The organism is Corynebacterium sp. H128, from assembly GCF_037482625.1.
GTDB lineage: Bacteria > Actinomycetota > Actinomycetes > Mycobacteriales > Mycobacteriaceae > Corynebacterium.
Genome location: NZ_JBBHKW010000020.1, coordinates 1 through 3,997, shown reverse-complemented (window position 1 = coordinate 3,997; position 3,997 = coordinate 1). Strand labels below are relative to the sequence as shown.

General features: G+C 61.9%; 5 protein-coding genes. 3 read left to right on the top strand and 2 right to left on the bottom strand.

The genetic code is table 11. The features are described from left to right. Positions 1–55: 55 nt before the first annotated feature. The gene (locus WG915_RS11555; protein WP_339565534.1) at positions 56–547 is read right to left on the bottom strand and encodes a PspC domain-containing protein; all 492 of its coding nucleotides are present in this window, start codon (positions 545–547) and stop codon (positions 56–58) included. Positions 548–627: 80 nt separating this feature from the next. Further along, positions 628–951, bottom strand: coding sequence for a PadR family transcriptional regulator (locus tag WG915_RS11550; RefSeq protein ID WP_339565533.1), 324 nt, complete (start codon positions 949–951; stop codon positions 628–630). Between the two features lie 198 nt (positions 952–1,149). On the opposite strand from WG915_RS11550, the gene WG915_RS11545 reads away from it, so the two are divergent. From WG915_RS11545 to WG915_RS11535, 3 genes are read left to right on the top strand one after another with little or no spacing between them, the layout of a single operon-like run. Beyond that, positions 1,150–1,752: a recombinase family protein gene (locus WG915_RS11545; RefSeq protein WP_339565532.1), complete on the top strand. Its 603-nt coding sequence runs from the start codon at positions 1,150–1,152 to the stop codon at positions 1,750–1,752. 1 nt (position 1,753) lies between these two features. Then, a complete protein-coding gene (locus WG915_RS11540; RefSeq protein ID WP_339565531.1) occupies positions 1,754–3,139 on the top strand; it encodes a Mu transposase C-terminal domain-containing protein in 1,386 nt (461 codons plus the stop codon). Further along, entirely contained in the window at positions 3,136–3,948 is an 813-nt protein-coding gene (locus WG915_RS11535; protein WP_445227835.1) for an AAA family ATPase, read from the top strand. Before WG915_RS11540 ends, WG915_RS11535 begins: the two co-directional genes overlap by 4 nt. Positions 3,949–3,997: the final 49 nt, after the last annotated feature.

Sequence of the window (3,997 nt, the reverse complement as noted above, 5' to 3'; positions counted from 1 at the left end):
TGTGGTTTTGAGCGCTCGATGGCGTTGTTCTGAGACCGATATTTGGCGCAGAGTTCTAGCGTCGGGCAGCTGCGCGCCGCGGGCTGAGGCGGCGGTACTGGGTAACGGACTCCACGGGCGGCAGCAGGAGACTCAAGGTCAGATAGATAACGACCGAGAGTCCAAAAAAGATGAGCATCACGTATTCGCTGAACGGCGCGAGTAGCGCTCCTCCCACAAGCGTGACGGCGACGTAGATCGCTCGTACCCACGCGACGTTCGCTTCGGTTGCGGTCGAAATTCCGAGACAGACCCCCGTGAGCCACTTGCCGTCGAGCACGCGGCACCAGGTCGGTACCTGATCCTCGATTCCCGTCGGATCGGGTGTTCCAGGCTCGCTTACAACCGGGCCGACCTGATTGAGGGTGGAGCGCATCTGGCCTGCGTCGACGGGGTTGTCTCCCAGGGCGGAAAGCTGATCGCCGATCGATGCCTCCAGGTCGCGAACAGTCTCGTCGCCATCAGGGTCATCGGCCAGTTCATCTCTTGCGTCAGCGAGATAGCTCAATAGTTCGCGGTGAGCACTCGGAGTGAGCCTGAAGGGTTTCTGATGGCCAGTAAGCCTCATGGATACAGGGGTTTCGTTCGTCATCGTCCAATCCTTTCGATCATGTTCGTTAGCTTCTGCCAGTACGCCCGGAACTCCGTGAGCCGCTGCTTGCCTTCAGCGGTGAGCGACAGGTACTTCCTCGGCGGACCGCTAGGCGATTCACGCCACTCGTGATCCACCAGGCCTGCTCGCCGCAACTTGTTCAGGAGGGGATAGACCGTCCCTTCCTGCACGGGATATCCGACCTCTCGCAGTGCAGCGACAATCTCAGCCGCATATCTCGCTTTGTGCTCAACTGAGGCCAGTGCGAGCAGCTCAAGGAGCCCTCGGCGAAGGGACGCAAACTCCGGATCTTCCGTCATGCAAGTACCTTATGACAACAAGGTACTTGTGCGCAATACTTCTCTCAACAATCTTTAGTTTTATGAGACACCAGGCAGGAACTGGAATGTGAGACCGTTTCATGGGGCAATGGGCCTCCTCCCCGTCTCACTAAAACGTCTCACCGTAATTTGTTGCAGGGTGGTGCTCGGTAGGGGTTTGTGAGGCATAATCGAGACATGAGGCTTTTGGGGTACACCCGTGTGAGTACCGTGAATCAAGATGCGCAGTTGCAGTTGGATGCGCTTGTGGATTCCGGGGTGCAAAAGCGCGATGTGTTTGCGGATGTGACCTCGGGTAGCCGGACTGCGATCGAACGCCCCGGGATGAAGCGGCTGCTGGATTATGCCGAGTCCGGCGACACGGTCGTGGTGTGGCGCATCGATCGGCTTGGCCGGTCTTTGATTGATGTCCTCAACACCGTGAACTTGCTGCGCGATAAGGGCGTGAAGGTCCAGTCGCTCTCAGATGGCATCGACCCGGAGACCACGTCTGGCCGGTTGATGCTGGGCATGCTCGCCACGTTGGCCGAGTACGAGCGTGAGCTGATCACCGAGCGAGTCAATGCCGGCATCGCCGCGGCGAGACAAAGCGGTACCCGGTTTGGTCGGCCACCTGTTGACCCGGCAGTGATTGCGGAGAAACTCGACATCGCCCGGGACACCCGGGCCAAGGGTCGCACGGCAGAGGAAGCCGCCCGGCTGGTCGGATGGTCCCGCGCCACGCTATATCGGCACGAGCAGGCCGCCCGCGACCGCGACTCAGTCTCCCAGCAGGTGTGACATGGACGGGTCGCAGCGGTGGCGCATCCTCCGACTTCACGTCGAGGATGGCATCGCGCTGACGACCCTGGCCCGCGACACCGGAACCGGGTTGCGCACACTGCAACGCTGGCACCAGCTCTACAAGACAGGCGGGCTCGCGGCGTTGGAACCGCGGACACGATGCGACACGGGATCTCGACGTACTCCGGCGGAGCTGGTCACGTTCCTCGAGCACCTCGCGCTGACCCGCCCGCGCCCCAGCATCGCTACCCTCCACCGACGCACCGTGGCCGAAGCGGACCGCCTGGGTCTGGCGGCCCCGAGCTATGCCACGGTTCGCGCCATCATCTGTGCTTTGGATCCTGCCCTGGTGACGCTGGCCCTGGAGGGGCCGGCTTCCTATCGGGACCGCTACGAACTGGTGTTTCGCCATCGCGCCGAACGACCGAATGCGACGTGGCAAGCCGATCACACCGAACTCGACATCCTCATCACCGGTGCCAGCGGGACGCCCGAGCGCCCCTGGTTAACGGTGGTAATGGACGACTACTCCCGCGCGGTCTGCGGGTACATGGTCTTTACCGGGGCGCCATCGGCGATGAACACCGCGCTGGCGCTACGACAGGCGATCTGGTGCAAAACCGACCCGGCCTGGGCGATGTGCGGGATGCCTGACGTCCTCTATATCGATCACGGCAGCGACTTCACCAGCCACCACCTCGAGTACACCGCGGTCGCGCTGAAGATTCGCACCATCTTCTCCACCATCGGTCGCCCGCAAGGCCGAGGCAAGATCGAACGGTTCTTCGGCACGATCAACACCGAACTCCTGACCACCCTGCCCGGACACCTGACACCAGGGACGAAGGCCCCGGAACCGTCCTTGAACCTACCCGCGCTTGATCAGGCGATCGCCGATTTCATCGCCACCTACAACGAGCGGACCCACCGGGAGATCGGAACGAGCCCGAAGAAGGCATGGATCGGTGACGGTTGGTTACCGCGCATGCCCGAATCCCTCGATGAACTCGACGGACTACTGCTGACGGTGCCCACACACCGCACCGTGCAACGTGACGGCATCCACTTCCAAGGCCGGCGCTACCTCGCGCCAACCCTGGCACCGTTCGTTGGTCGCCCGGTGACGATCCGCTACGACCCGCGCGACATCTCCGAAGTTCGCGTCTTCGAGCGCGACACCTTTCTCTGCGTGGCCATTGACGAGGCGCACCCGAACCAGCGGGTAACCCTGCAAGAAGTCGAGGCCGCACGCCGAGCCCGCCGGCGTCAGCTGCGCAAAGACATCAACGATCGCATCCCACGGATCGCCGATCGGGCCGAACCGCGCACCACCGCACCCGCAGCGCGGCCAACCAAACTGCGCACCTATGAAGAGGACGAATGATGGCCAAGGACTTCATCATCACCAAGGAACATCGCCGGTTCACCGAATTCGCCAACGCGGTACGCAAGGAACGCACCATCGGCATCTGTCACGGCGACGCCGGGATCGGCAAGACTCAGTCGGCACGCCGATACGCCCACTGGGACACCGTGGAACCGTTCATCACCGAATGGGGTCCGCGCACCGAAGACGACGCCAAGTTCTACGCAACTGCGAACCGGTGCCGGACCGTGTTCTACACCCCAGAGGTGCTCCCCAGGCCCAAAGAGCTCATGCGCGAGATCGCGCACCTGCAGACAAGGCTTGGCATCTGCATCGATGAACACCAGCGCAGCATCGGCAAGGTCACCGGCGCCTACTCAGGTCATACCAGCAGGTGGGTCGAGTTGCTCATCATCGATGAGGCCGAACGACTGGCCCCGACCGCGCTCGAACTTCTCCGAGATGAACACGACCGCTACCACTTGGCGATCATCCTCATTGGCATGCCTGGCATCGACCAGCGGTTTCGCCACTACCCGCAGCTCTATAGCCGTCTCGGATTTTCGCACCGATACCGGGCACTAGGACGCGATGAACTGCTCTTCGTCCTCGATCGCCATTGGAAACGCCTCGGCCGCACCCTTGACCCGGACGACTTCACCGACGCTCAGGCTATCGCCGCGATCGAACGCATCACCCGGGGCAACTTCCGCCTCCTTGAACGCCTCTTCCCTCAGATCGCCCGAGTGCTTAAGATCAACCAACTCGAGACCATCACCGACGATGTCATCGAAGCCGCCGCCAGCATCCTCGTGATCGGAAATTAATGCCCCCGAGCGATCATAAAAAGCCGCCGCAAAGCGATCAAACCCACAG